Source organism: Aminobacter sp. J44 (assembly GCF_007829415.1).
GTDB lineage: Bacteria > Pseudomonadota > Alphaproteobacteria > Rhizobiales > Rhizobiaceae > Aerobium.
Map to the genome: position 1 here is coordinate 88761 of NZ_VLJG01000078.1, position 25163 is coordinate 113923.

Here is a 25163-nt window from a genome sequence, read left to right on the forward strand (position 1 = left end):
TCGCCTTGGAGAACGGTCTCTACGTCGCCCTGTCATCGCAGGTGGCGCTGGAAAAGCGCCTCAACACGATTGCAGACAACGTCGCCAACGTCAGCACGGTCGGCTTTCGCGCGACCGGCGTGAAGTTCGAGGACATCGTTAGCGGCCTCGGCGACAAGTCGGTCTCATTTGCCTCGACCGGCGACACTTACCTGTCACCGCAGGCCGGCGCGCTCCGCAAGACCGGCAATCCGCTTGACTTCGCGATCCAGGGCGATGCCTGGTTCGCTTTCCAGGGTCCCGATGGTCCGATCATGACCCGCGACGGCCGCTTCACGATGCTGCCGACCGGCGAGCTGGTGACGATCGAAGGCTATCCCGTCCTCGACGCGGGCGGCGCCCCCATCCAGCTCAACGCGCAGGGCGGTGCGCCGGAAGCCAGCGCAGACGGCACGCTCTACCAGAACGGGGAGCCGGTCGCGACGCTCGGCCTGTTCGACTTCCAGCCAGGTCTCAACTTCACCCGGTTCGGCAATTCCGGTGTCGTGCCTTACGGCGCGCCTGAACCGATCGTCGACCGGGTCGACATCGGCGTCGCACAGGGCTTTGTCGAGGATTCCAACGTGAACCCCGTGATGGAAATCACGCGCCTCATCCAGGTCCAGCGTGCGTTCGAGCAGGTGTCTGCGCTGATGCGCGACAGCGAATCCGCGCTTGAGCAGGCCATCTCCACCCTCGGCCCAAGGTAACCTGAATGGCAGCCGCCGACGCTCATTTGCTGGAGCCCACGGAGCGCGACACGCCGTTGCACGCGCTCGAGCGCACGCTTTCGCGCTTCAGCAATGACCGCAAGCTCCTGCGCAACGGCGGCCGCATCGACGAGATCTCGCCGAGCCATTACCGCGTGCGTGGCATTTCGGCTGCGGCGCGGCTCGGCGACGTGGTCGAGCATCGCTCCAGCGCCGGCCCGCGGTCGGGCGAGATCGTCCGCATCGGCCCGGATGACGTGCTGGTGGCGCCTTACGAGACCAATCCGGATGCTGGCATCGGCGATCCGGTCTTCATTCGCACGTCGAGCGGCGCTGCCCCGCACCTGTCCTGGCGTGGGCGCGTCATCAACGCGCTTGGCAAACCGGTTGACGGCAAGGGTCCGCTGGTCACCGGCGAGGAAGTCAGCCCTGGCACTCCGCCCCCTGCCCTCGCCCGCCAGCGTGTGGAGACTGGCTTCCGCACCGGCGTGCGCGTGATCGACATCTTCACGCCGATCTGCTTCGGTCAGCGTCTCGGCATCTTCGCAGGTTCTGGCGTCGGCAAGTCGACGCTGCTGGCGATGCTCGCCGCCGCCGAAGCCTTCGACACTGTCGTCGTCGGCCTTGTCGGCGAGCGCGGCCGCGAAGTGCGCGAATTTCTTGAAGACACGATCGGCCCCAAGAGCCTTGCCAAAACCGTCGCCGTGGTCGCCACCAGCGACGAGAGCGCGATGATGCGCAAGCGCGCGCCGGAAATGTCCATGCGCGTCGCGGAATATTTTCGCGATCAGGGCCACCGCGTGCTTCTTGTCATCGACTCGATCACGCGTTTCGCGCATGCGCTGCGCGAGGTGGCCATCGGCATTGGTGAGCCGCCGGTCGCGCGCGGCTATCCGGCGTCCGTATTCACGGACCTGCCGAAGCTGCTTGAGCGCGCAGGTCCCGGCACGGATGGCCGCGGCTCCATCACGGCAATCCTTTCGGTGCTCGTTGACGGTGACGACCATAACGACCCGGTCGCGGACTCCATCCGCGGCATTCTCGACGGTCACATCGTGCTGAGTCGCAAGATCGGCGAGCAGGGCCGCTTTCCGGCGGTCGATCCGCTGGCGTCGATCTCGCGCCTTGCACCGAAAGCATGGACGAAGGAACAGCGCGCGCTGGTGATCAAGCTCCGCAGCCTCATAGCGCGTTTCGAGGATACGCGCGACATTCGGCTTCTTGGCGCCTACCAGCCTGGTGCAGATCCGGATCTCGACCTCGCGGTGAAGCAAGTGCCCCTTATCTACGAGGCCCTGACGCAGTCGCCGCAGGATGGCCCTTCGGCCGATCCGTTCGCCGATCTGGCGCGCTATCTGAAGAGCAGGGAGAGAGCCGGTGAAGAGCCTGATGAATAAGCTGAAGTTGCCGCGGCTCTCTCGGAAGGGTCGCGCCGCAGGCGCAGCGGGCTCCGCAACGGCCGCCACGGTCGGTCTCGCCCTGCTGTCCAAGTCGAAATACGACCGAGTTGATATCATGATCGGCGCGTTCGGCATCGGCCTTGGCATCACCTGCGCGACCTTCCCCTGGTACATCTTCTTCAACCAGGAAAAATTCGGCGTCCGCGAATTTTCCTTCAGCAACAAGGGGACCGGCTCGAGCTTTGCTGCGCCGGAAACTGCGTTCGCGCCGATCGGTGCACCATTCACGGCGGCAGAACTGCCGAAGATGAATCTCGACTTCTTCCCCACAGCGACAGTGCGGCCCGAGCGGAAGAAGCCGGCACCGGTGCCCCTCGCGGACCAGCCCTACCCTGCCGAGAAGCCCAGCTACGAACTCGTTTTCGTCGCCAATGGTCGTGCGCTGATCCAGGACGAGGACGGCCTGTGGGTGGTTCAGCGTGGATCGCGCCTTCCTGACTCCAGCAAGGTCGTGAAGATTGAGAAGCGCGGCGGCAAGTGGGTCCTGGTCAACTCCAACGACGCCACCATCGAAATGACCCACTGACGGACCTGGCGTCTTGCGCAAGGTACGCGCAAGACTGCCCTTCTAATGTGGCGCTACTCGTCGAAGGAGTAGCGATGCAGCCCGTTAATCTGTTCGAACTGGCGTCCCAGAAGGCCAAGTGGCTCGCGGTTCGCCAGACCGCCGTCTCAAGCAATATCGCCAACGCAAATACGCCCGGCTACGCCGCGGTGGACGTGCAGCCGTTTGAGGCAGTGCTGGATCAGAAGACCGTCTCCCTGCGCGCAACGCATGAGCGCCATCTCGCGTCCGCTGATTCGAGCACCGGCTTCCCGGTTCGCCAGTCCAATGACTCGGTCCCGATCATGCCCTCCGGCAATACGGTCACGCTGGAAAACGAGCTCATGAAGCAGGGCGAGGTCCAGCGCGACATGGAACTCAACACCGCCATCGTGAAGGCATTTCACCGAATGCTGCTGATGACGACGAAAGGTTGATCGCAATGGTGGATCCGCTCATCTCCTCCCTCAAGGTCGCCGCGTCTGGCCTCAGCGCCCAGTCTGAACGCCTGCGCGTCGTCACGGAAAACATGGCGAACGCCCAGTCGACCGGCAACACGCCCGGCGCCGACCCGTACCGGCGCAAGACCATCACCTTCACCGCCGAGCTCGATCGCGTCACCGGCGCACGCGCCGTGGAAGTTTCCTCGATCTCGACCGACAAGTCGCCATTTCGCATCGAGTACATGCCCGGCCACGAGGCGGCTGACGAAAACGGCTACGTGAAGATGCCGAACGTCAACATGCTCATCGAAATGGCCGACATGCGCGAAGCCAATCGCAGCTACGAGGCCAACCTGCAGTCGATCAAGCAGGCCCGCGAGCTGATCTCCATGACCATCGACCTGATGAGGAACCAGTAATGATCCCGGCACTTGGTGCAGTCGAAAAGACTGGTGCAGCTTCCTCCCTCGACGGGCTGGCGAACATTGCTGGTCCCGCCGTCAGGACGCCGAACGTCGCGCCTGAAAACACCTTCGCAGCGGCACTCGTCAATGTAACCGAAAACGCGGTGTCCACCCTGCGCGGTGCAGAGACCCTGTCGCTGAAGGCGCTTCAGGGCGAGGCGGATACCCGCGAGGTTGTCGATGCCGTGATGAGCGCGGAGCAGACGCTCCAGGCTGCCATCGCGATCCGTGACAAGATCGTCAGCTCGTATCTCGACATCAGCCGCATGGCGATCTGAGGAACCTGATCCATGAAAGCACTCGCCATTGCCGCGACCGGCATGAATGCGCAGCAGACCAATCTTGAGGTCATTGCGAACAACATCGCCAACATCAACACGACCGGCTACAAGCGCACCCGGGTCGAGTTCTCTGACCTGCTCTACCAGGTTGAGCGCTCGCAGGGCGTGCCGAGCCGCGCGAACCAGAACATGGTGCCGGAAGGCGCCCATATCGGCCTCGGCGTCAAGCTGACCGCCGTGCGCAGCGTTCACACCCAGGGCACGCTGAACCAGACTGGCAGCGCCTACGACGTTGCCCTCACGGGCAGCGGCTGGTTCCGCATCCAGGGTGCTGATGGTGAAGAGCTCTACACCCGCTCCGGCGCATTCAACACCAACGCCGAGGGCGTGCTTGTCACGCCGAGTGGCTACACCGTCCTAAGCGACGCCGGCGAGATCGTCATCGACGAAAACGCGATCAAGGTCACCATCAACCAGTCCGGCCAAGTCTACCAGACGCTTGCCGGCGACGATGGCGCAGAACAGGAAATCCTGATCGGCCAGCTTGCGCTCGCGACCTTCGTCAACGACGCGGGCCTGGAGCCGCTCGGCGACAACCTGTTCCGTGCGACCACCGCATCAGGCGAAGCCAACCAGGGTTTTGCCGGTGATGCAGGCTTCGGCCTGATCGAGCAGGGCTATCTTGAGTCGTCCAACGTCGACCCGGTGAAGGAAATCACCGAGATGATCACCGCGCAGCGCGCCTATGAGATGAACTCCAAGGTCATCAAGGCCGCCGATGAGATGGCATCGGTGATCACGCAGAGCATTCGATAGGCATTGAAGATGCGCCGCGCCAAGTGGAAGCAAGTTGTCGCCACCGCACTGCTGGTCGTCGCAGCCGCTGGTTCCCTGGCGCATGCGCAGCAGCAGATGGTGGTGGTGCCGAGCCGGATCATCTATCCGGGCGACGTCATCACGCCGGAGTCTCTCGACGAGGTGCCGCTGCGCCGCAAGCTGCGCGATCCAAACGCCATTGTCTATCGGCCCAAGGAGCTTGCCGGCAAGATCGCACGGCGCACGCTGCTGCCTGGACGCCTGATCCCTGTCGGGTCCGTGCGCGAGGCCTGGCTGGTCGAGCGCGGCGCCACCGTGCAGGTTGAGTTCCGCCACGGCCCGCTCGAGATCACCGTTTCGGGGGTCACGCTCGAGTCCGGCTCCGCGGGTGACCTGATCCGCCTGCGTAACGTCGATACCGGAGTGGTCTTCACCGGCATCGTCATGGAAGACGGTTCCGTGAGGGTTTCCGCATCATGAAGCGTGCATTCGCAGCAATCGTTGCCCTTGCTCTGGCCCTCGCGGCTCCGGTCAGTGCCGACGAACAGGCGGTCAACGGCCAGGCGCCTGAAGGCGAGCTTTATGGCGGTGCCGCCTATGGCGGTGTGCGCAGCTTCGACAGCCTGTCCGGCCAAAACTTCGTCAAGACGCGCCTCAAGGACATCGCCTCCCTGCAGAGCTCGCGCGACAACCAGCTCGTCGGCTACGGCCTCGTGATCGGCCTGCAGGGCACGGGCGACGGCCTGCGCAATTCGCCGTTCACCGAGCAGTCAATGCGCGCGATGCTGGAAAACCTCGGCATTTCGACCGAGGGCGGCCAGTCGCGCTCCAAAAACGTCGCGGCGGTGATCGTCACCGCCAGCATGCCGCCTTTCGTTCGCCCCGGCGCCCGCATCGACGTGACCGTCTCCTCGATGGGCGATGCGACTTCGCTCAAGGGCGGCACGCTTGTCATGACCCCACTGCGCGCACCGGACGGCGAGATCTACGCCGTTGCGCAAGGCCCGCTGATCGTCACAGGCTTCAACGCCCAGGGCCAGGCCGAGTCCGTCACGCAGGGCGTCCCGACTTCCGGCCGCGTCCCAAACGGCGCGATCATCGAGCGCGAGGTCCCGGCGACCTTCAATAACGACACGACGCTGACGCTCCAGCTCTTCAACCCGGACTATTCGACCGCCGTGCGCGTCACCGACGCGATCAACAACTATTCTAGGAGCCGCTTCGGGAAGCGCGTGGCGCAGGAGCAGGATTCACGCACCGTGTTGATCCAGCGTCCGAAGGGCATCACCACGGCGCGCTTCTACGCCGAACTCGAGAACATCGTGGTCGAGGCCGACGCGCCGGCCCGCGTGGTCGTGGACGAGCGGACCGGCACCATCGTTATCGGTTCGCAGGTTCGCATCTCGCGCGTAGCGATCAGCCACGGCACGATGACGGTCCGCGTCACCGAGATGCCGCGCGTCGTGCAGCCCGATCCGTTCTCGAAGGGTGAGACGGCTGTAGAGCCCTTCACCGAAATCGACGTTGATCAGCCTGATGCTCGCGTTGCCATGCTCAACGGCCCGGACCTCGACACGCTGGTATCCGGTCTCAACAAGCTGGGCGTGAAGCCGGAAGGCATCATCGCGATCCTGCAGGGCATCAAGACCGCAGGCGCGCTGCAGGCCGAACTGGTCGTTCAGTAAGGAGATGGCGATGAAGATGCCCCTCATCCCCACGGGCCGCAACTCGATCAGGGGCGCGCTGGCCACGGCCGCCCTCGCCGGCGTTGTCACCTTCGCCACTATCCCTGCCGGCGCCGAAACCTCCGATCCACTGGTCGGCAACCCGGTCACCACAGAAATGGATGACGACGTTCGCCGGTTCTGCTCGAACATCGCCGATGCTGCGCGCGACCGCCGCTACGCGCTCCAGCGCGCAGAACTCGAGACGCTTCAGAAGGAAGTCGACGAGCGCATCAAGGTGCTTGAGGAGCGTCGCGCCGAATATGAAGAGTGGCTCAAGCGCCGCAACGACTTCCTCGAGAAAGCCGAGAACAACCTCGTCGAGATCTACTCGCGCATGCGCCCCGACGCCGCAGCCGAACGGCTCGCCGAGGTGCAGGTCGAACTCGCTGCCGCCATCCTGATGAAACTCGAGACGCGCAAGGCAGGCGTCATCCTCAATGAAATGGACAGCAAGGCGGCTGCGTCGCTGACCTCCATTATGGCCAGCGCCACCCGCAGGCAGGACCCGTCATGACAACCGGAACCCGTTCGCTTTTCAACCTCCTGGCCTTGTCGACGGTCCTGGCCATCGCCGGCTGCAACACGACGCCGCCGCAGGAGATCAACCGCGCGCCTCAGCTGTCGCCGGTCGGCTACGGCGTCGGCGACCCGAAGTCGGTCTACACCTATCCGGAACCTGCCAAGGCCCACAGCCGCCGCTATTCGCTGTGGGACGACCGCCAGTCGAAGTTCTTCACCGATGCACGCGCCCTGCGCGCCGGCGACATCCTGACCGTCGACATCAGCATCAACGACCGCGCCCGCGTCAGCAATGAATCGCAGCGCAAGCGCACGGCTGCACGCGGCCTCGGCTTTGGCGCCGATTTCACCTGGCTTGGTCTCGGCACCGCGGGCAGTGCGTCGGCGGACGTCGACTCGTCGACCGATTCGAAGGGCTCGGGCGCCATTGCCCGGTCGGAGAACATCCGCCTGCAGATTGCGGCGGTCGTCACCGACGTCCTGCCGAACGGCAACCTCGTCATCAGCGGCACGCAGGAAGTTCTTGTGAATGAGGAGATGCGTGTCCTTACGATCACCGGCATCGTGCGCCCGTCGGATATTGGCGCGGCGAACACAGTGTCCTATGAGCGGATCGCCGAAGCCCGAATCTCCTATGGCGGCCGCGGCCGTATCTCCGAGGTCCAGCAGCCGCCTTACGGCCAGCAATTCCTCGACAACGTCCTGCCCTTCTGACGGAAACGCGAAATGGCGATCGTCGACGATACCCAGCCAGAAAAGAAGGAGCCTTCGCGCATTGTGCAGATCGGCGTCCTCGCCGGCCTGACCGTTGTTGCTTTGGCGATCGGCTGGGGATCGGGGCTCTACCTGTCCAGCAAGGCGCCACAGGCGCCCGCCGCGATCGAGCCCGCGCCTGCGCCCGAGGGAATCAAGCTCGCGGAAGAAGCCGGCGCGCTCGGTCTCGTCCATCTCGAGCCCATCATGACGAACCTCTCCGGACCGTCCGGCATGTGGGTGCGCATGGAAGCGGCACTCGTCTTCGAGGGCAAGCCGGACGCGAAGATCGCGCAGATCGTGCAGCAGGACATCCTCGCCTACCTGCGCACCCTCAAGGCCCACCAGGTCGAGGGAGCGAGCGGCTTCCAGCACCTGAAAACTGACCTCGAAGAGCGTGCCTCCATCCGCAGCGGCGGCAGGGTGAAGCAGCTTCTCATCCGGACACTGCTTTTCGAATGATCCGTCACGCCCTCACGACGCTCGCGCTTCTCATTGCGGCTGCAACGCCGGCTGCTGCCCAGCAGCTCAATCTCGGCGGCATCACCGAGCAGCTCGAGGGGCAGACCATCGGCACGATCATTCAGATGTTCGGCCTGCTGACGGTGCTGTCGCTGGCGCCGGGCATCCTGATCATGGTGACGAGCTTCACGCGCTTCATCATCGTCTTTTCGATCCTGCGCTCGGGCATGGGTCTGCCTTCCACCCCAGCAAACCTTATCCTGATCAGCCTATCGCTGTTCATGACGTTCTACGTCATGGCGCCGACCTTCGACCGCGCCTGGAACGAGGGCGTCCAGCCGCTGGTCAACAACCAGATCGGCGAGGCCGAAGCGCTCCAGCGCATCTCCGACCCGTTCCGCGACTTCATGGTCGCCAATGTCCGCGACAAGGATTTCGACCTGTTCGTCGACCTCGCCCGCGAGCGCGGCCAGACCGACATTTCGGTCGAGAACGCCGACCTGCGCGTTCTCATCCCGGCCTTCATGATCTCCGAAATCCGCCGCGGATTCGAGATCGGCTTCCTCATCGTCCTGCCCTTCCTTGTCATCGACCTGATCGTCGCGACGATCACCATGTCGATGGGCATGATGATGCTGTCACCGGTCGTGGTGTCCCTGCCCTTCAAGATCTTGTTCTTCGTGCTGATCGACGGCTGGAACCTGCTGGTGGGCAGCCTGGTCCGATCGTTTGCGTGACGCGAATCACCATCTATTAACCATATAATTTCGTTAAAGATTTACCATATCCCTTACCCTTTTAGCAGGGTTTGGCGCCTAGAACTCGTGGCTAAGGGGCAGATCGGAACTCACGGATATTCCTGACTGATCTGGCATGATGCCACGCCACTTCGCCGGCTGGGTCCGGCATGTTGTTCGAGTATCGAGTTTCAAGGCGTACACATGTCCAGCTTGAACACCAATGCGTCCGCAATGACGGCGCTGCAGACCCTCTCGCTCACTAATAAGAACCTCGCGACCACCCAGAGCCGCATTTCGACCGGCTTCCGTGTTGCCGAAGCAAAGGACAATGCCGCTTACTGGTCGATCGCGACCACGATGCGTTCCGACAACAAGGCGAACTCGGTCCTCCAGGACGGTCTGGGCCTTGGATCTGGTAAGGTCGATGTTGCCTATACGGCTGTAAATAAGGCTATCGAAGTCGTCGATCAGATCAAGGAAAAGGTCCTTCTGGCAAAGACTGCAGGGGCCGAAGATCGCGCAAAAATCCAGAGCGAAATCGACACCTACATTGCGCAGTTGAAGGACAACATCGCGGGCGCAAACTACGCTGGTTCGAATCTTATTCAGACCGACTCCGATAGTACGACTGATACGAAGCTCACGGTGTTGTCATCGTACGCTCGTACCGGCACAAATGGTGCGGTGAAGACCGGCACCATCGAAGTCGACTACTCTACTATCCGGCTTATCGACGTGCAGACCGGTGCGGACGCGGAGGGTATCCTCGACAAGCAGGGCGCAGAAGGTATCAGCATTCTTGATATTGACGTCACGGACCTCAGCGGCCTGACTAACTACGATGCAGACGATGAAGCGGCATCGTTCGACGCCATTTTGACTGACATCGAGACGGCTCTGTCGAAATTGGCGACCGGCGCCGCTGAACTCGGTGCCGCGAAAGCGCGCATCGACCTCCAGAAGGACTTCGTCTCGGCCCTCACCGACGCGATCGACCGCGGCGTTGGCCAGCTCGTCGATGCTGACATGGAGAAGGAGTCGGCTCGTCTCTCGGCTCTGCAGGTTCAGCAGCAGCTGGGCATTCAGGCTCTGTCGATCGCAAACTCCAACACGCAGAATATCTTGTCGCTCTTCCGTTAATGGAAGCGACATAACAAAGCACCAGCACGTGCGGCGTCGCGCTTTTCACGAGCGCGACGCCGTTTTTCGTCATGGTTTGTTTTTATATCACCAGTCCAGGCGAGTAATTAATCAGACGTTTACCATGCTTGTTAGCGGCGGTGTAAATATTTCTATTGCAGAGTGCGAATAAGGGGCAGATCGGAACAGACATAATTTCCTGACTGATCTGGCATGATGCCACGCCACTTCGCCGGGGTTGACCGGCATGCTGTTCGAGTATCGAGTTAAAGGCGTACACACATGTCCAGCTTGAATACCAATGCGTCCGCAATGACGGCACTGCAGACCCTCTCGCTTACCAACAAGAACCTGTCGACGACGCAGAGCCGCATTTCCACCGGCTTCCGGGTCTCCGAAGCCAAGGACAACGCTGCGTACTGGTCGATCGCAACTACCATGCGCTCAGACAACAAGGCGAACTCTGTCCTCCAGGACGGCCTCGGTCTCGGTGCTGGTAAGGTCGACGTTGCCTACACCGCGGTGAACAAGGCGATCGAAGTCGTCGACCAGATCAAGGAAAAGGTCCTGCTTGCCAAGACCGCAGGCGCGGAAGATCGAAAGAAAATCCAAAGCGAGATCAATACTTACATTAAGCAGCTGGAAGACAACATCGCCGGCGCAAACTACGCGGGCTCCAACCTTATCCAGACCAGCTCGACCGATACGGCAAACACGAAGCTGTCGGTACTAACGTCGTACGGACGCACCGGCACCAATGGGGCAGTACAGACGGGGACCATCGAGGTCTCATTTGCGGATGTTCGCCTAATCGATAGCGGTGCTGACACAGGCATCTTGGACGCTAACGGCACCGCTTCTGGGCGCTCGATCCTTAATATCGCAGTTGACGGCGCCGGTTTTACCGCTGCTACCGGTGCAACGGACGCCGTCAAGTTTGATAACCTTCTTACTGACATCGAAACTGCTCTCTCCAAACTCGCAACTGGCGCCGCAGAGCTTGGCGCTGCAAAGGCTCGGATCGACCTGCAGAAGGACTTCGTCTCGGCCCTAACCGACGCGATTGACCGCGGCGTTGGCCAGCTCGTAGATGCAGACATGGAGAAGGAGTCGGCTCGTCTCTCAGCTCTGCAGGTTCAGCAGCAGCTGGGCATCCAGGCGCTGTCGATTGCCAACTCCAACACGCAGAACATCCTGTCGCTGTTCCGCTAAGCGGTCGTTCTCACGACCGTAAAGCCTAAGAACAAAGAGCCGCACTCCCCGGGGTGCGGCTTTTCTCGTTTTGGAGCCCGTTATTCAATCGTTAACCATACTTCTTTGCCAGCCGCTAACCATTCCTGTTCATACTCTTCCTCACAGAACGATCGCAATTTCGTTCCGGAGGCATGACGCCTGTCCGATCTGCCGGCTAGCCGGCATGTAGTTTATGAGTACGAAGTACAGGGCGTACAATCCATGTCGAGCTTGAACACGAATGCCGCCGCAATGACGGCGCTGCAGACCCTTTCTGCTACCAACAAAAACCTCGCTACCGTTCAGAACCGTATTTCCACCGGGTTCCGCGTCTCGGAAGCAAAGGACAATGCCGCTTACTGGTCCATTGCGACGACTATGCGTTCCGACAACAAAGCCAACTCTGTCCTGCAGGACAATCTTGGCCTCGGCGCCGGTAAAGTCGACGTTGCTTACACGGCGATGAACAAGGCCATCGAGATCGTGGACCAGATCAAGGAAAAGGTCCTGATGGCAAAGACGGCCAGCGCCGAGGACCGGGCCAAGATCCAGAGCGAGATTTCGACTTACATCGCTCAGCTCGAGGATAATATCAGCGGCGCGAACTATGCCGGTTCGAATATCCTTAAGACGAATTCCGGCACCGCGAATGCAAAGTTGACAATCCTCTCATCCTACACTCGCGATGCCGGCGGCGCAGTTACGACGGGAAAAATCGAGATTGCGTTGAGCAATGTGCGCCTCCTCGACACGAACGCCACTCCCGCTGGCATACTGGACGGTACAAACACCACCTCCAATATCGCCTTGACCGCTCTGAACGTAACGAACCTTGCGGGCGTCAGCGGCGGCGACGAGGCAACCCAGTTCGACAACCTGTTGACCCATGTGGAAAAGGTTCTGGCAGACCTCTCCACGGGTGCATCGGAACTCGGTGCCGCAAAGAAGCGCATCGATATGCAGATGGAGTTTGTTTCTGCGCTCCAGGACGCCATCGACCGCGGCGTGGGCCAACTCGTCGACGCCGATATGGAGAAGGAATCCGCCAAGTTGTCCGCCCTTCAGGTGCAGCAGCAGCTCGGCATTCAGGCGCTGTCGATCGCCAACTCCAACAGCCAGAACATCCTCGCGCTGTTCAAGAACTAAACTCACCCGCAACAGCGATTTGAATGGCCGCGCCCTCGGGCGCGGCTTTTGGCGTTGGGGCACCGACCACTGATTAACGCCTGCTTAACCATGCCTGCATAGAAATGGTTAACCATACCGGTTTGCATTTCTGGAAGGGCACAACGTGTCGAGCATTATTACGAACCCGTCCGCAATGACGGCTCTTCAGTCACTCACCGCCGTCAACAAGCAGCTTGCGACGGTCCAGAATCGCATTTCCACCGGCTTTCGCGTCGCTGAGGCCAAGGACAATGCCGCCTACTGGTCCATTGCGACGACCATGCGGTCGGACAATAAGGTGCTATCCACGGTCCAGGACTCGCTGGGGCTGGGCGCTAGCCGTGTCGACACGGCCTACACAGCGATCAACAAGATCATCGATACGGTTGACGAGATTAAGCAAAAGGTTCTGTCCGCTGTTGGGGCAAGCGAAGGCGACAAGGCAAAGATCCAGTCGGAGATTGAGAGTTTTAAGTCTCTCCTGAAATCGATGGCCGAGAACGCAAGCTTTTCCGGCCAAAATTGGCTCGCGGTCAATTCTGCCGTAGCCGACGGGCATCCGGCAGCCGGCGTTCACCGCGACACCGAGATCGTGTCTTCCTACTCACGCGACAACAGTGGCGCGATCCTCCTCGGCAAGATCACCATCAAGGTCGACACCATCAAGCTATACGACGCTGCGGCCACGACCAACGAGACGAAGGGGATACTCGAAGGCCTGCGTCTCGGAACAACCGGCATTAGAGCCAACGCCGCGTCTATGCCGGCCGGCGGCGCTACGCTGGGTGCCAACGACGGATATGCGGTCTCGAGCTTGACGGTCGTCGGCTACACCGATGCGCAATTGCAGCAGATGCTGACGGTCATCGATGAAACGCTGGTCGACCTCACCAACGCCGCAACCCATGTCGGCGCCGCGAAGAAGCGCATCGACATGCAAAAGGAGTTCGCCTCAAGTCTGATGGACTCGATCGACCGTGGCGTCGGTCAGCTCGTTGATGCCGACATGGAGGAAGAGTCCACCCGCCTTCAGGCCCTGCAGGTTCAGCAGCAGCTGGGCATCCAGGCGCTGCAGATCGCCAATTCGCACGCCCAGAGCATCCTGTCGCTGTTCAAGGGCTGACCTGGGCTTTCAGCCGCCCCTTCCCCGGGCCGTCCTCGTGGCGGCCCGAAATCATTTTCGCACAAGCTTCATTGCTTAGGTTGCCGCTGGGTGTTTCCGGAGCATGAAGCTTTGCCTGAGCAGATCAAGTCCATCATCGACAACCTTCGCGGCCTCGGTCCCAAGCGCCTCGCCATGATGGGCGGGGCCGCCGCGATCATCATGGCCGTCGTGCTGACGGCTGCGATCTATCTCAACCGTCCCGCCTACGAGACGCTCTATGTCGGCCTCGACCGCAACGATGTCGGTCAGATCGGCGCCGTCCTGAGCGAGGCGGGGATCCGTTATGACGTGTCGAGCGACGGCACGTCCGTGATGGTAGCGGCCGGCAAGACCGGCCAGGCGCGCATGCTGCTGGCCGAGCGCGGCCTGCCGACCAGCTCGAACGCAGGCTACGAGCTCTTCGACAATGTCGGCTCGTTCGGCCTCACCTCCTTCATGCAGGAGGTGACCCGCGTGCGTGCGCTCGAGGGCGAGATCGCCCGCACCATCCAGTCGATCACGGGCATCAAATCCGCCCGCGTCCATATCGTAATGCCGGAGCGCGCCTCGTTTCGCCGCGAGGAGCAGGCGCCGACCGCTTCGGTCGTCATCCGCGCCGACCGCGCCGAAGGCATGAAGGCAGCGCTTGCCATCCGTCACCTCGTGGCGGCTGCAGTTCCGCGCCTGCAGGCCGACAAGGTCACCGTCCTCAACGCGACGGGCGAGTTGCTTGCCGCCGGCGACGATCCGAACAACTCCAGCGTCGCGCGCTCCCTTACGGTCGAGCGCACCGTCGAGACCCAGATCGAGGAAAATATCCGTCGCGCGCTGGCGCCGTACCTTGGCCCGGAAAACTTCCGCGCCAGCGTCAAGGCCGACGTCAACACCGACATGCGCCAGATCGAGGAAACGATCTTCGATCCTGAATCGCGCGTCGAGCGTTCGGTCCAGATCGTCCGCGCCAACGACCAGTCGAACCAGCGCCAGTCCGCACCGCCGACCACCGTGCAGCAGAACCTGCCGGAAGAGGATCTGGCGGCGACCGAGGGTCCGGCTTCGTCAGAACAGCGCGAGCGCCGCGAAGAGACCACCAACTACGAGCTCAACTCCAAGCGCGTCGCCACCGTCAGCAATGGCTACACCGTCGAGCGCCTGTCGATCGCCGTCGTGGTCAACCGCGAACGCCTGCTTGCAGTCCTCGGCGAGAATGCAACGCCCGAACAGGTCGCCGACCGCATTGCCGAGATCGAGAAGGTCGTGGCGTCCGCCACCGGCTTCGATGCGAACCGCGGCGACGTGATCAACGTCTCTTCCGTCGAGTTCATGGAAGGCCTTGCCGGCGTCGAGGCGACCGAGCCGGGCATCATGGAGACGCTCAGCCGCCACCTCGGCACCATCATCAACGCGACCGCCTTCATCGTCGTCGTGTTCCTCCTCTCCTGGTTCGGCCTGCGTCCGCTGGTCGCCGCCGTGACCAAGAAGGAAGGTGCAGATGCCATGAACTTCGACGATCTCCAGCTGTCGCTGCCGAACCCGCTGGACAACCTGCAGCTGCCGGATCCGCTCGCAGACGCGGATGGCCTGGGTATGGGCATCGGCTATGGCGGCAGCCCGTTCCCGGATAACATGGCGGATGACATCCGCTTCAAGCTGAAGCCGGCGCCGCAGGATCGCCTGGCGCAGATGGTCGACCTCAACGAGGAACGCTCTGCAATGATCCTGCGCAAGTGGGCTAGCGAGGAGCTTGCAGCGTGACGGCCTCGCCAGCTCTCGCAGCAGCCCTGAAGGACTTCGGCGCGCCGCGACGAGCGGCGGCCGAGCCGTTCTCGATGCCGGCTGCGTTTCCCGAGCCCATCGACTTCGCCGCGCCCGCATTCGAGGCACCCGAAGTTCCGGACTTCCCCGAGTTGCCGCCGGTCCCGGAGGTCGACACCGAGGCCCTGATCGCCGAGGCCGTCGCCAAGGCGGAGGCGGAGCTTACCGAACGCCTGATCAGGGAACATCAGGACGCGCTCCAGCTCGAGCGCGACCGGCATGCCGAGGAACTCGAGGTGCTGGAGCGCCGGCTCGCCGAGGAGACGGCAGCTCAAATCCAGACCGCCATCGCGGACATGGAAAAGCGGGTCGTCGACCTGACGGCGGCCGTTACGGCGCGCATCCTCGGCACAGTGCTTACCGAGGACGTGCGCGAGCGCTCGCTGGAGCGGCTGGCCTCCCTCATCACCGAAGCGCTGCATGACGAGGAGTCCGTCCGCATCAAGGTGTCGGGCAGTGCACCCCTATTCGAGGCGCTCAAGGAAAAGCTGCCCAATTACGCGTCGCAGTTCGACTTTACCGAAAGCATCGGCATGGATCTCTCCGTCACCATTGACGACAGCATGTTCGAGACGCGGCTCGCCGAGTGGTCCGCCGCCCTCGCGGAGGCGATCGAATGAGCGGGGCGGACCAGGACCAGCGGCACGGCGAGATCGTCATCGTTCGTCGTGGCGGACACGATGATCATGGTCATCACGGCGGCGCGTGGAAGATCGCGTTCGCTGACTTCATGACGGCACTGATGTGCCTGTTCCTCGTCATGTGGCTGATCAACGCCACCAATGAGGAAACCAAGGCGTCGATTGCCAGCTATTTCAACCCAATGGCGCTGACCGACACCGCGCCGAGCAGCAAGGGCCTGGAAGAGCCGGACGAAACCACACCTGCGCGCGAAGAGGTCAGCACCGATCTGGAGAAGGCCGCGACGGATCCGCTCGATACCTTCGACCAGAAGGCCGGCCCGGCCAAATTCGCGAATTCGAAGGACATGGCGGAAACGCGCCAGACGTCCGACGAACACCTGTTCTCCGATCCCTACGCCGTCCTTGCCGAGATCGCGACACAGACGGCAATGCTGCAGAACGTGTCGGCCAAGGGCGACGGCGGCGCGCAGACTTCCGGCCCGGCAACCGGCGCGCAGGGCGGCGAGTCCTACCGCGACCCGTTTGCACCTGATTTCTGGTCCAAGGAGATCGGCGAACCCCTCGACGAAGAAGAGATCGAGGCCTTCCGTGAGCGCGACGAGGATGAACAGCCTCAGGAAGAAACTGCTACAGCCGAGTCATCCGACGAGCTACCGGTGAACGAGCCGGTCGGCGAAGCTGCTGCCGCGCAGGCCGAACAGGCCGCCGAAGCCATGCCGAGCCAGGAAGTGGTGAAGCAGGCGGAGCAGATCAGCCGCGAGCTGCGTGAGGCTTTCGGCAAGGATTCCGAACTGAACAAGGCTCTGAACGTGGTCGCGACCGACAAGGGCGTCGCGATCTCCGTCACCGACGAGCTCAACTACGGCATGTTCGAGATCGGCTCGGCCGTGCCGAAGGGCGAACTCGTGCGCGCGATGGAGCGCATCGCCAAGACGCTCAACGAGCATCCCGGCAAGATCCGCATCAATGGCCACACCGACGCGCGCCCGTTCCGCAGCCAGTCCTATGACAACTGGCGCCTGTCGACCGCGCGTGCGCATACGGCCTACTACATGCTGGTGCGCGGCGGCCTCGACGAGGCTCGTGTGAAGGAAGTCGCGGGCTTTGCCGACCGCCAGCTCAAGGATCCGGAAAACCCGTTCTCCGACCGCAATCGCCGCATCGAGATCCTGCTGGAGACCGATGGATGATGAGGCGCTCCTGCCAGATCCTGCGGGCTCTTGCCCTCGGCATCTGCTGGGTGGGGCATGCGACGGCGGACACCCAAAATACGGGACTCCAGCCATACCAGATGGTGCGCTCGCTCCAGCTGGTGCAGGACCGCATCGCCAGCGGCGATCACGCCTCGCTGCCGATGCAGAAGAAGCTGCTGGAGCTGATCGACCTGCGTCTGCGCACGGCAGGCGAGGAAGATTTCAAGGATAGCCGCAACGTTCAGGCGCTGATGATCTACGCGATGAGCGGCGGCAACCCGTCGACCGTTGCGACCAGCCTCGCCCGGCCGGAGCTGCCTGATGCCGATCGCGACGCCGGCGCTGGGATCCTCGCCTATCTGGTCGGCGACGTAAACCAGGCGCGCGCTGCGCTGGATTCGATCGATCCGGTCAAATATCCGGACGAGATCTCCGCCTTCCTGTCGCTGATTAAGGGCTCTGTCCTTGCGTCGGAGGAGTATGACGCGGCGATTTCGCATCTCGACCGTGCTCGGCTACTCGGCCCCGGCACGCTGATCGAGGAGGCCGCTCTGCGCCGCACGGTGTCCCTGGCCGTCGCAAAGCGCGATGCAACGCGATTTCTCGCCGTGTCGGAGCAGTACGCCCGGCGGTTCCTGCGCTCGCCCTATGCGGCGCAGTTTGCCGAGGCTTTCATCGCCGGCGTCGTCGAACTCCGCAGCGAACTCGACCTCAACGGCCTCGACCAGACGATCGCCTGGATGACCGGCGAGCAGGCACGCACGATCTATCTGCGACTCGCGCGCCGGGCCGCAATCGACGGCGACAAGCAGCTTCTGGCCTATGCTTCGAAACGCGCGAGCGAGTACCCGCCTTCGGAGGCAGAAAGCGACCCGCGTGCCGAACTGTACTCCAGCATCTCCACGGTGACGTCCGACGCCGTCACAGAGACGCTCAACCGTCTTGAAGGCCTTGATGGCAGCGGCCTGACCCAGAAGGATCGCGCGCTGCTCAAGGCTGCCAAGACGGTCGCAAATGAAGTCGTGGCGCCCGTGAAGCCAACAGCATTGCCCGCCTTCGAACAGCCGGAGGCGGAAGATGCACCTGAGGATACGAGCGGCATCGTCGAGACGACGCGTGCCCGGCTTCAGGCGATCGACAAGCTCCTTGAGGAGACAGCACAATGAACATGACCGTTGCCCTCCCCGGTCTAGCCGTTGCCACCGCCGGTCAGCCAGCTGCCCGCGGCTCGCAGGGAGATGAGGACGCGAAGAGCTTCGATAATCTCCTCGCGCCGGCAGCCGCAGAAGACCGCCCGTCGCAGGGCAACCGCAGGAAAGCCGAGGCCGCCGAGGCAAAGCCGACCTGGTCGAACTCGTCGACGGCTGCCGCGCAGGAGTCTGAGGGGGATGCCCCCGTACTGGACGGTGCCCCTGCGCTCGACGAGGAAACAGAATCAGATGCCGAAGCTGCACTCGCGTTGCTGCTGACCGACGCACCAGATCCCGCCAACAAGCCTCAGCCGTCGCTCGACGGGGATGTGCCGCCCGTTCAGGCCGACGCTGGCGATGACGGGCTGTCCGGCAAGCCGGACCCCGCGCGCAAGCTGCTTGATGCGCTGGCGAGGGTGAGCGAACGCGCCGAGCAGGCCGCGAAGGAGAGTGTCGCTGCCCCGGACGTCGAGCAACAAGCCGTTGATGCGGGAGAACCTGTTTCCGAGCCGAGGGCGAGCACTGGCGAAAAGCCTGCCATGACGCAGACCGCATCCTCGGTCGTGCAAATTGCGAACAACGCGTCGCAGGACCAGCAGCGAAGCGGGGAGCGCGGCGCTGGCAATCGCGGTCAGCAGAAGACGGTCGCGACCGCCGAACGGCCCGGGCAAGCACAACCGGCGGCCGCAGACGAGCCGGTCAAGCAGGGCAACGCATCTCCGACGCAGGTCGCCAACAATTCATCGGACGACGCATCGTCAACGCGTCCCAAGACGACGCTGCCTCTGCAGGGGCAGTCGGCACAACTCGCCGGAAAGGTTGATGTCGTCGGCTTCAGCGCGGCCATGGCTCCGTCTCCGGGCCAGACCCTCAGCGTAACCTCCGCAGGTGTCGTGGCGGCCATCGATGCCGAGCCGACATGGCGTCAGGCACTCGTTGGTACAGCTTCCCTTGGAGCCACTCCGGGCACCGCCGCCCAGTCCGGAACGAGCACCCTCAAGATCCAGCTGAACCCCCTGGAACTTGGGATGGTGACGGCCCGCTTGACGGCCACCGGAGAACAACTTGCGATTGAAATCCAGGTCCAGTCGAGCGAGGCCCACAGACGCCTCTCAAGCGATCATGACGCCATCGTGAAGGCGCTGCGCGCTGTTGGCTACGACGTCGACCGGGTGATCATCCAGCAGTCTCCGTCGAGCGCGAATGCGAGCAACCAGCAGGCCAATACCGACAGCCGCGGCAGCGATGCTTTCGACCAGGCGGCAAAGCAGGGTGACCATGCAGGCAACGGCCAGGAAAGAGGCAGGACGGCAGGTGGAAATGCGGAAGGCATTGCCCAGAGCGACCAGGTGGCTGATCGTTCTTCTGGCGGCATTTACATCTAGCGTTTTCACCACAGCCGCAGTTGCAAGCACGGCGCGCTGCGAGGCGGAAATCCTGCGTGCCGCCGTGCGGCACAAGGTGCCGGTCGGCGTTCTCTACGCCGTGGGGCTGACGGAGACCGGCCGAAAGGGCAGCCTCTACGCCTGGGCGCTCAACATCGAGGGACGCGCCGTCTATCCGCGCTCACCGCAGGACGCCGTCCGCACGTTTGAAAGCGCGCGGAGAGAAGGCAAGAAGCTGATCGATCTCGGCTGCATGCAGATCAACTATCACTATCATTCCCAACAGTTTTCCGGCGTCAGGCAAATGCTGGATCCTGCGCGGAACGTCGACTACGCGGCCCGCTTCCTGGCCGACCTGAAGAAGCGTCACGACTCATGGGCGATGGCTGTTGCCCGCTATCATGCGGGCCCCAACAACGACCCTGCACAGCAGCGCTACATCTGTCGGGTGATCACGAATCTGGTCACCACGGGCTTCGGAAATTGGACGCCCGAAGCACGAAAGTTCTGCAACTCATAGTTGCTTTTCGCTGTCGTTCCGAGACCCCTCAGACTCCCAAAAACCACCCCACAAAATCTGACCATTGTGGGGGATTCACCCGTGCGAGTAACCCTTTGTGAACAATTTTGGGCAACTGATTCGGAGGCGGGCCGATGATAGTGATTGTCGACGAGCGCGAGCTCGTTAAGGACGGTTATCAATCACTTTTTGATCGCGAGGGTGTCGCGAGCGCGGGGTTTGGCCCCGACGAGTTTGGAGAGTGGGTCTCCAGCGTTTCGGATGACGACCTCAAGGCAGTGCACGCATTCCTGATCGGGGAGGCGTCGAGCAGCATCGTCTCGCCGCGCCAGATCCGCGACCGCACCACGGCTCCGGTGATCGCGCTTCTCGAGCAGCAGTCGCTCGAGCAGACGCTGAAGCTGTTCGAGGCCGGCGTCGACGACGTGGTCCGTAAGCCGGTTCACATTCGCGAAATCCTGGCGCGCATCACGGCAATCCGCCGCCGCGTTCAGGAGGAGAAGCCTTACTCAGAGTTCGGACCGCTGCGCATCTTCATGGACGGCCGCGATCCGGAAATCGAGGGCCAGCCGCTGCCGCTGCCGCGCCGCGAACGCCGCATCCTCGAGTATCTGGCGATGAACGCGGGCCGTCGCGTAACCAAGAGCCAGGTCTTCGGCGCGATCTACGGCATCTTCGACGAGGACGTCGAAGAGAACGTCGTCGAAAGCCACATCAGCAAGCTGCGCAAGAAGCTGCGTGAGCGCCTCGGATACGACCCGATCGATTCGAAGCGTTTCCTCGGCTACCGGCTCGTAGCGTGATCATCCCTGGCGCCTGCGATCACGAGGACGCAGGCGCTGGCCAGCTTCACGCAAGACAGAACAGCTAGTCTCACTCCAAGCTGTCTGAATCTTCAGGAGAAGAACCCATGAGCTTGTATGGCATGATGCGCACCGGCGTGTCTGGCATGAACGCACAGGCCACCCGCCTTGCAACCGTTGCGGATAACATCGCCAACTCCGGCACCCACGGCTACAAGAAGGCAAGCGTGGCGTTCTCCTCGCTGGTCGTGCCGAATACCGGCACGAGCTACGTCTCGGGCGGCATCTCCACGCAGGTCCGCTACGACATGAGCGCTGGTAACCTGCAGTATACGACCTCCGTCACCGACCTTGCCATCGATGGAAACGGCTTCTTCGTCGTCCAGGACGCAGCAGGAAAGCCCTTCCTCTCGCGTGCCGCCTCTTTCATCCCTGACGGCAACGGCAACCTGGTGAATGCCGCCGGCTACTACCTCATGGGCCGCAGCTATGCGCTCGGCGAGCCCGGAACGACCACCACATACGGCGACTATGAACGGGTTACCATTCCAACGACGGGTTTGGAACGAGTAGCTTCCACAATGGGCAAATTGGCATCAAATCTTCCGTTTGATGCGCCGGTGTACGCGCCCATGCTACCTGCGCCCGGCGACGTTACCAAGTTGCCCTCGGCCAACCCTGCCAATGATGCCGACATTCGCGCGGGCATGGAGGCCGGCTCGATCTTCAAGTCTGGCTTGACTGCAATCGGATACGCCGGCGAAGCAATTCGACTGGACATTTACTTCACGAAGATTGCAGACAATCAGTGGGAAGTCGCTGTCTTTTACCAACCCGACGCATCCACGGCCACGGCGTTTCCATACATTGACCCTGTCACAGGCGCCCCTGCGACGGCCCCTCTCGAAAAGATGGACCTGACTTTTGATCCGACTACCGGAAATCTAGTCGCAGGATCCAGCACCGAACTCGTCCTTGATCTGCGGCCGGCTCCTGCTGGTAAGGATCTCAACGGCGAAAGAATTTCGGTCGACCTGAGCGACATGCGCCAGCTGGCGACAGACTATACGCCGCTGGCAGCCGAAATGAACGGGTCTCGTCCGTCGGCGATCGATCGCATCGTTATCGACGAAGACGGCATCTTGTCGGTTCAGTACGCAAACGGCGCGATGGAGAAACTCTATCGCCTCGACCTTGCCTATGTGCAGAGCCCGGATCAGCTGTCAGTGCTGCCCGGCAACGTGTTCCAGGAAGGTCTCCAGTCGGGACAGGTGAAGTTCGGCAAGCCGAATGAGATTTCTCTTGGCGCCGTCAAGTCCGGTGCCGTCGAGAACTCCAACGTCGATATCGCTGAGGAACTCACCAACATGATCGAGTCCCAACGCAACTACACCGCAAACTCGAAGGTCTTCCAGACCGGCGGCGATCTCATGGATGTTCTGGTCAACCTGAAGCGATAGGTGATCAGCTGGGGTAAGGGAACTGGGGAATAATGTCACTTTCAACTGCACTGAATATCGCGCAGAACTCGCTCCTTAACTCCCAGCGACAGACCACGGTCGTCTCCAAGAACATCGCGAACGCGTATAACGAGAACTACTCGAGGCGAACCTCTATCGTCTCGAGTCTCGCGCCTGGGAACCGGATTGCCGAAGTGCGGCGGGCGACCGACGAAGCACTCTTCAGGCAGAACCTGAACGCGCTTTCGGGATGGACGGCTCAGAGCACGATCGTCAACGGTCTCGACAGGCTGAATCTTGCAGTTAACGGCGTCGACAATGCCACGTCGCCGGCGACGCTTCTTGGCAAGATGCAGGAAGCGATCCAGCTTTATTCGTCAACGCCCTCCAACCGTACGCTTGGTGAGAATGCGATCGAGGCAGCGCGCAGCCTCGTGCGCTCCCTCAATGACGGCACGAGCCAGATCCAGAAATTCCGTGCCGAAATGGATAGCCAGATCGCGCTCGGAGTAGCTGAACTCAACACGCTGCTTGCCCAGTTTCAGAAGGTTAATGACGAGATCAAGCTCGCGACCACTTCTGGACGTGAGGCCCTCGACGCATACGACCAGCGCGACGAGCTGCTCAGCCGCATTGCCGAGCTTGTGCCGATCTCGACGATTACCAGGGCCAACAACGACATGATGATCGTGACGGCCGACGGCATGACGTTGTTCGAGTCAACTCCGCGGTCAATTCAGTTCACCGCGACGCCGATCTTTGCCAGCGACACGGTCGGCAGTCAGATCCTGGTGGATGGTGTACCTCTGTCGCCTGGTAACGGTGCAAATACGAATGCCGGCGGCACGCTGGCTGCGATGCTTCAGCTGCGCGATGACTACGCTGGCGGTCTCCAGGCTCAACTTGATGAGGTTGCGCGTGGTCTCATCCTGGCCTTCTCCGAAGAAGACCCGAACACCCCCGGCAGCTTCAGCGCAGGTCTGTTCGTCTCGGTCGACCCCTCGGTCGACCTCACAACGGCCGACAGGAAGACGGGGCTCGCCGGGAAGATCGCGATCAACCCGGATGTCGATCCAATCAAGCTGCGCGACGGCATCAACTACGACATCAATCCGGGCCTTCCGGCGGAGCGTCACGCCAACTTCACTGGCCTTCTGAACAAGTTCAGCACCGCCATGGACGCGCACCAGACGTTCGTCGGCGCCGACGGTTCATCCTACGAGATGAGCCTGATGAACTACTCGACCGGCGCGATCAGTTGGCTCGAAGATGCGCGCAAGAACGCCGACTACGGCGCCGAAACCAAGAGCGCCCTACTGGTGCGCACCGCGGAGGCGCTGTCGAATGTAACTAACGTCAACGTCGACGAAGAAATGGCGTTGATGCTTGAGCTGGAACAGTCCTACGCAGCCTCCGCAAAGCTGTTGCAGATGATCGACGAAATGCTCGAGACCCTACTTAGTGTGGTGAGATAGGCCCATGAAGGTATCCTTCGTCTCCTCGCAGGCCATTTCCAAGGCCCTACAGTACCAGACGCAGAAAATGACGTCTGATCTGACCAAGGCACAGAAGGAAGTGCAGACCCTTCGCGTCGCGGACGTAGGACTCGCGCTCGGCGCGCGTGCCGGCATCTCCGCATCGCTGCACCGGGAAGTCAGCCGACTCAGCGGCCTCATCGACACCAATCAGCTCGCCGGGTCGCGCTTGGATTCGACGCAGGTAGCTCTGAAGGACCTGACCGAACTCTCCAACGAACTAATGGCGGCACTGACCACCGCGGCGTCCGATGTCGGCGACAGCCGGATCATCCAGAACCAGGCAGAGTCCGTCCTGTCCGCCATGACGGCTATCCTGAACACAAACCTCAACGGTGAGTACATCTTCGCCGGCATCAACACGGATGTGAAGCCGTTCAACGACTTCCTCGACCCAAACTCGCCCAATCGGCAGGCGTTCGAAACCGCCTTGGCCAACTTCTCCGCCTCGAACCCGATGACCGGAGCCGAAATGGAGACCTTCCTCGACTCCATCGAGCCGATGTTCACGGGCACCAATTGGGACGCGTGGTCCAAAGCGACCGATGAGGAAATCACCTCGCGGATCACCCTGACCGAAACCGCGAAGACTTCCGTTTCCGCAAACATCACCGCGATCAAGGAACTGGCGAAGGCAGCGGCTACGGTCGCCGCGCTCTCGCAGGCGTCGCTCACTGGCGAAGCTCGCCAGGTGCTTCTTGAGCGGGCCCTTGCCTCGACCGGCGTCGCTGTCAGCGAGTTCGCGAAGCAGCAGGGCTATGTCGGCGTCACCCAGAAGCGTATCGAGGAGGCAAACGAGCGCATGAACATGCAAATCGACCTCTTCGAACTGAGCATCAATGACCTCGAGGGCATCGATCCATACGAAGCCTCCACAAAGGTCACGGGTCTGATGACCCAACTTGAGATTTCATACTCGCTAACGGCCAGGATGCAGCAAATGAGCCTGCTGAAGTACCTGTCCTGATCAATTTGAACGTTGCCACAAGCACGGATA

General features: G+C 62.0%; 27 protein-coding genes. All 27 read left to right on the forward strand.

The window, feature by feature from the left end:
* Positions 1–5 precede the first annotated feature (5 nt).
* The 27 genes from flgF to L610_RS19255 all read left to right on the forward strand — a co-directional run bounded on the left by flgF (position 6) and on the right by L610_RS19255 (position 25133).
* The gene (flgF, locus tag L610_RS19125) at positions 6–728 is read left to right on the forward strand and encodes a flagellar basal-body rod protein FlgF (RefSeq protein ID WP_144706960.1); all 723 of its coding nucleotides are present in this window, start codon (positions 6–8) and stop codon (positions 726–728) included.
* Positions 729–733: 5 nt separating this feature from the next.
* The gene (gene fliI, locus L610_RS19130; protein WP_024847962.1) at positions 734–2125 is read left to right on the forward strand and encodes a flagellar protein export ATPase FliI; all 1392 of its coding nucleotides are present in this window, start codon (positions 734–736) and stop codon (positions 2123–2125) included.
* Positions 2118–2714, forward strand: a complete 597-nt coding sequence (locus L610_RS19135) for a hypothetical protein (protein WP_024847961.1) — start codon at positions 2118–2120, stop codon at positions 2712–2714. Before fliI ends, L610_RS19135 begins: the two co-directional genes overlap by 8 nt.
* Positions 2715–2788: 74 nt before the next feature.
* Positions 2789–3169 (forward strand): flagellar basal body rod protein FlgB, encoded by a 381-nt coding sequence (gene flgB / locus L610_RS19140; protein ID WP_024847960.1) that lies wholly within the window; start codon positions 2789–2791, stop codon positions 3167–3169.
* Positions 3170–3174: 5 nt separating this feature from the next.
* Positions 3175–3594 carry a flagellar basal body rod protein FlgC gene (gene flgC, locus L610_RS19145; protein WP_371713072.1) on the forward strand — a complete coding sequence of 140 codons (420 nt, stop codon included), beginning with the start codon at positions 3175–3177 and terminating at the stop codon, positions 3592–3594.
* Positions 3594–3917 (forward strand): flagellar hook-basal body complex protein FliE, encoded by a 324-nt coding sequence (locus L610_RS19150; protein ID WP_024847958.1) that lies wholly within the window; start codon positions 3594–3596, stop codon positions 3915–3917. Before flgC ends, L610_RS19150 begins: the two co-directional genes overlap by 1 nt.
* Positions 3918–3929: 12 nt before the next feature.
* Positions 3930–4736 (forward strand): flagellar basal-body rod protein FlgG, encoded by an 807-nt coding sequence (gene flgG, locus L610_RS19155; protein WP_024847957.1) that lies wholly within the window; start codon positions 3930–3932, stop codon positions 4734–4736.
* Between the two features lie 9 nt (positions 4737–4745).
* Entirely contained in the window at positions 4746–5216 is a 471-nt protein-coding gene (gene flgA / locus L610_RS19160; protein ID WP_024847956.1) for a flagellar basal body P-ring formation chaperone FlgA, read from the forward strand.
* Positions 5213–6421 carry a flagellar basal body P-ring protein FlgI gene (locus L610_RS19165; RefSeq protein WP_024847955.1) on the forward strand — a complete coding sequence of 403 codons (1209 nt, stop codon included), beginning with the start codon at positions 5213–5215 and terminating at the stop codon, positions 6419–6421. The genes flgA and L610_RS19165 overlap by 4 nt, the downstream gene beginning before the upstream one ends.
* A gap of 16 nt (positions 6422–6437) precedes the next feature.
* A complete protein-coding gene (locus L610_RS19170; protein WP_024847954.1) occupies positions 6438–6977 on the forward strand; it encodes a MotE family protein in 540 nt (179 codons plus the stop codon).
* The gene (gene flgH / locus L610_RS19175; protein ID WP_024847953.1) at positions 6974–7696 is read left to right on the forward strand and encodes a flagellar basal body L-ring protein FlgH; all 723 of its coding nucleotides are present in this window, start codon (positions 6974–6976) and stop codon (positions 7694–7696) included. The genes L610_RS19170 and flgH overlap by 4 nt, the downstream gene beginning before the upstream one ends.
* A 12-nt stretch (positions 7697–7708) precedes the next feature.
* Positions 7709–8197 carry a flagellar basal body-associated FliL family protein gene (locus tag L610_RS19180; RefSeq protein WP_024847952.1) on the forward strand — a complete coding sequence of 163 codons (489 nt, stop codon included), beginning with the start codon at positions 7709–7711 and terminating at the stop codon, positions 8195–8197.
* Positions 8194–8934, forward strand: coding sequence for a flagellar type III secretion system pore protein FliP (gene fliP, locus L610_RS19185; protein WP_024847951.1), 741 nt, complete (start codon positions 8194–8196; stop codon positions 8932–8934). Before L610_RS19180 ends, fliP begins: the two co-directional genes overlap by 4 nt.
* 204 nt (positions 8935–9138) lie before the next feature.
* Entirely contained in the window at positions 9139–10077 is a 939-nt protein-coding gene (locus L610_RS19190) for a flagellin (RefSeq protein ID WP_024847950.1), read from the forward strand.
* Positions 10078–10359: 282 nt separating this feature from the next.
* Positions 10360–11289, forward strand: coding sequence for a flagellin (locus tag L610_RS19195; protein ID WP_024847949.1), 930 nt, complete (start codon positions 10360–10362; stop codon positions 11287–11289).
* A gap of 243 nt (positions 11290–11532) precedes the next feature.
* Positions 11533–12456, forward strand: a complete 924-nt coding sequence (locus tag L610_RS19200) for a flagellin (RefSeq protein WP_024847948.1) — start codon at positions 11533–11535, stop codon at positions 12454–12456.
* 145 nt (positions 12457–12601) lie between these two features.
* A complete protein-coding gene (locus L610_RS19205) occupies positions 12602–13600 on the forward strand; it encodes a flagellin (RefSeq protein WP_024847947.1) in 999 nt (332 codons plus the stop codon).
* Positions 13601–13711: 111 nt separating this feature from the next.
* Positions 13712–15376, forward strand: a complete 1665-nt coding sequence (gene fliF / locus L610_RS19210; protein ID WP_144706962.1) for a flagellar basal-body MS-ring/collar protein FliF — start codon at positions 13712–13714, stop codon at positions 15374–15376.
* Positions 15373–16056, forward strand: coding sequence for a hypothetical protein (locus tag L610_RS19215; RefSeq protein WP_024847945.1), 684 nt, complete (start codon positions 15373–15375; stop codon positions 16054–16056). The genes fliF and L610_RS19215 overlap by 4 nt, the downstream gene beginning before the upstream one ends.
* Positions 16053–17270, forward strand: coding sequence for a MotB family protein (locus L610_RS19220; protein ID WP_144706964.1), 1218 nt, complete (start codon positions 16053–16055; stop codon positions 17268–17270). Before L610_RS19215 ends, L610_RS19220 begins: the two co-directional genes overlap by 4 nt.
* Positions 17267–18439 (forward strand): chemotaxis protein MotC, encoded by a 1173-nt coding sequence (locus L610_RS19225; protein ID WP_144706966.1) that lies wholly within the window; start codon positions 17267–17269, stop codon positions 18437–18439. Before L610_RS19220 ends, L610_RS19225 begins: the two co-directional genes overlap by 4 nt.
* Positions 18436–19848: a flagellar hook-length control protein FliK gene (locus tag L610_RS19230; protein WP_144706968.1), complete on the forward strand. Its 1413-nt coding sequence runs from the start codon at positions 18436–18438 to the stop codon at positions 19846–19848. The genes L610_RS19225 and L610_RS19230 overlap by 4 nt, the downstream gene beginning before the upstream one ends.
* On the forward strand, positions 19784–20368 hold the full coding sequence (locus L610_RS19235; RefSeq protein ID WP_051473164.1) for a transglycosylase SLT domain-containing protein: 585 nt from the start codon (positions 19784–19786) through the stop codon (positions 20366–20368). Before L610_RS19230 ends, L610_RS19235 begins: the two co-directional genes overlap by 65 nt.
* A 134-nt stretch (positions 20369–20502) precedes the next feature.
* A complete protein-coding gene (locus L610_RS19240) occupies positions 20503–21171 on the forward strand; it encodes a response regulator transcription factor (RefSeq protein WP_144706970.1) in 669 nt (222 codons plus the stop codon).
* A gap of 122 nt (positions 21172–21293) precedes the next feature.
* Entirely contained in the window at positions 21294–22631 is a 1338-nt protein-coding gene (locus L610_RS19245; protein WP_371713073.1) for a flagellar hook protein FlgE, read from the forward strand.
* Positions 22632–22663: 32 nt separating this feature from the next.
* Positions 22664–24106: a flagellar hook-associated protein FlgK gene (gene flgK / locus L610_RS19250; protein WP_024847938.1), complete on the forward strand. Its 1443-nt coding sequence runs from the start codon at positions 22664–22666 to the stop codon at positions 24104–24106.
* Between the two features lie 4 nt (positions 24107–24110).
* Entirely contained in the window at positions 24111–25133 is a 1023-nt protein-coding gene (locus L610_RS19255) for a flagellar hook-associated family protein (protein ID WP_024847937.1), read from the forward strand.
* Positions 25134–25163 lie beyond the last annotated feature (30 nt).

Coding starts and splice junctions, on each gene's coding strand:
- L610_RS19150 (WP_024847958.1), top strand. CDS start 3,594: ATGATCCCGGCACTTGGTGCAGTCGAAAAGACTGGTGCAGCTTCCTCC.
- L610_RS19220 (WP_144706964.1), top strand. CDS start 16,053: ATGAGCGGGGCGGACCAGGACCAGCGGCACGGCGAGATCGTCATCGTT.
- L610_RS19225 (WP_144706966.1), top strand. CDS start 17,267: ATGATGAGGCGCTCCTGCCAGATCCTGCGGGCTCTTGCCCTCGGCATC.
- L610_RS19200 (WP_024847948.1), top strand. CDS start 11,533: ATGTCGAGCTTGAACACGAATGCCGCCGCAATGACGGCGCTGCAGACC.
- flgG (WP_024847957.1), top strand. CDS start 3,930: ATGAAAGCACTCGCCATTGCCGCGACCGGCATGAATGCGCAGCAGACC.
- L610_RS19230 (WP_144706968.1), top strand. CDS start 18,436: ATGAACATGACCGTTGCCCTCCCCGGTCTAGCCGTTGCCACCGCCGGT.
- fliP (WP_024847951.1), top strand. CDS start 8,194: ATGATCCGTCACGCCCTCACGACGCTCGCGCTTCTCATTGCGGCTGCA.
- fliI (WP_024847962.1), top strand. CDS start 734: ATGGCAGCCGCCGACGCTCATTTGCTGGAGCCCACGGAGCGCGACACG.
- flgK (WP_024847938.1), top strand. CDS start 22,664: ATGTCACTTTCAACTGCACTGAATATCGCGCAGAACTCGCTCCTTAAC.
- flgC (WP_371713072.1), top strand. CDS start 3,175: ATGGTGGATCCGCTCATCTCCTCCCTCAAGGTCGCCGCGTCTGGCCTC.
- flgA (WP_024847956.1), top strand. CDS start 4,746: ATGCGCCGCGCCAAGTGGAAGCAAGTTGTCGCCACCGCACTGCTGGTC.
- L610_RS19195 (WP_024847949.1), top strand. CDS start 10,360: ATGTCCAGCTTGAATACCAATGCGTCCGCAATGACGGCACTGCAGACC.
- L610_RS19255 (WP_024847937.1), top strand. CDS start 24,111: ATGAAGGTATCCTTCGTCTCCTCGCAGGCCATTTCCAAGGCCCTACAG.
- L610_RS19190 (WP_024847950.1), top strand. CDS start 9,139: ATGTCCAGCTTGAACACCAATGCGTCCGCAATGACGGCGCTGCAGACC.
- L610_RS19165 (WP_024847955.1), top strand. CDS start 5,213: ATGAAGCGTGCATTCGCAGCAATCGTTGCCCTTGCTCTGGCCCTCGCG.
- L610_RS19180 (WP_024847952.1), top strand. CDS start 7,709: ATGGCGATCGTCGACGATACCCAGCCAGAAAAGAAGGAGCCTTCGCGC.
- flgB (WP_024847960.1), top strand. CDS start 2,789: ATGCAGCCCGTTAATCTGTTCGAACTGGCGTCCCAGAAGGCCAAGTGG.
- L610_RS19245 (WP_371713073.1), top strand. CDS start 21,294: ATGATGCGCACCGGCGTGTCTGGCATGAACGCACAGGCCACCCGCCTT.
- L610_RS19170 (WP_024847954.1), top strand. CDS start 6,438: ATGCCCCTCATCCCCACGGGCCGCAACTCGATCAGGGGCGCGCTGGCC.
- L610_RS19240 (WP_144706970.1), top strand. CDS start 20,503: ATGATAGTGATTGTCGACGAGCGCGAGCTCGTTAAGGACGGTTATCAA.
- L610_RS19235 (WP_051473164.1), top strand. CDS start 19,784: ATGCGGAAGGCATTGCCCAGAGCGACCAGGTGGCTGATCGTTCTTCTG.
- L610_RS19135 (WP_024847961.1), top strand. CDS start 2,118: ATGAATAAGCTGAAGTTGCCGCGGCTCTCTCGGAAGGGTCGCGCCGCA.
- flgH (WP_024847953.1), top strand. CDS start 6,974: ATGACAACCGGAACCCGTTCGCTTTTCAACCTCCTGGCCTTGTCGACG.